2 protein-coding genes are annotated in these 1084 nt (G+C 35.8%); both read right to left on the bottom strand.

What is annotated here, in order from left to right:
- The coding region (locus ACRCJ0_RS14905; RefSeq protein ID WP_431390991.1) for a bifunctional hydroxymethylpyrimidine kinase/phosphomethylpyrimidine kinase at nucleotides 1–555 on the bottom strand (555 nt) is incomplete at its 3' end.
- A 63-nt stretch (nucleotides 556–618) separates the two neighbouring features.
- Nucleotides 619–1084: class I tRNA ligase family protein (locus tag ACRCJ0_RS14900; RefSeq protein ID WP_431390988.1), on the bottom strand; the 466-nt coding region annotated here is incomplete at its 5' end.

The raw sequence follows: 1084 nt of genomic DNA, 5'->3' as shown, positions 1-1084 counted from the left end.
TCCTGCACCAGTTAACACAACTGAAGCATTGGTTTGTTTACGAACTAATGTTAAGAATTCGTCGATTTTTTCTTGTGGCCAGATACCTTCAGTATACTCCACACCATACAAGAAACTTGCTTCTGTTTGGTTAGGCATAATCACATCTGCCATCGCGCATAAATTCAACATTTCTTTTGCATACTCTTCGTCAAAACCATAATAGAAACTACCATTGTCAGCCATAACAGGATCTAGATAGAATTTTGCATCATCTTTTAATAATTTTGGCAGTTCTTTCTCTAAAAACTTGATTTGGCGAACACTACCTAAATAGCCAACGTATGCTGCATCAAATTTTAAGCCAAATGAGTGCCAATGATCCACGATTTTTTCCATTTCATCAGTTAAGTCAAGAAATGTGAATCCTTCAAAACCTGGCCCTGTATGTGTTGATAGCAAGGCTGTTGGTAAAATAGTTCCTTGTAGGTGCATACTTGATAGAATTGGTAATGCCACTGTTGTAGAACATTTACCGAAGCTAGAAGCATCGTGGATAATTAAAATATTTTTCATGTAAACGCCATCTCCCCTTATTAAAAACTAATCATATTATACACAAGACAAATATGATGTCCATTAATTTGCGACAATATTCACTAGTTTATTCGGTACTACGATTTCTTTACGGATTGTTTTACCTGCAATTGCTTCTTGCACTTTCTCATTTGCATGTGCAATTTCTAATAATGCTTCTTTTGCACTATCATTAGCAACTTGTAATTTAGCCTTGATTTTACCATTAACTTGTACAACGATTTCGATTTCATCGTCAACGATCATCGCTGGATCAAATGTTGGCCAGTCTACATATGAAATACCAGGTTCGTTTCCAACAATTACCCACATTTCTTCTGCTAAATGCGGAGCGATTGGGGCAATCAGTTGAATAAAACCTTTCACGTATTCATAGTATAGGTTTTCAGCCTTATTGGCTTCATTTACAAATACCATCATTTGAGAAATGGCTGTATTAAAGTGTAGGTTGTCAAAGTCTTCCGTTACTTTTTGAACTGTTTGGTGATAAACTTTGTCTAATTCACCC

The organism is Aerococcus sp. L_32, assembly GCF_050689315.1.
This window is presented reverse-complemented; position numbering and strand designations above follow the sequence as displayed.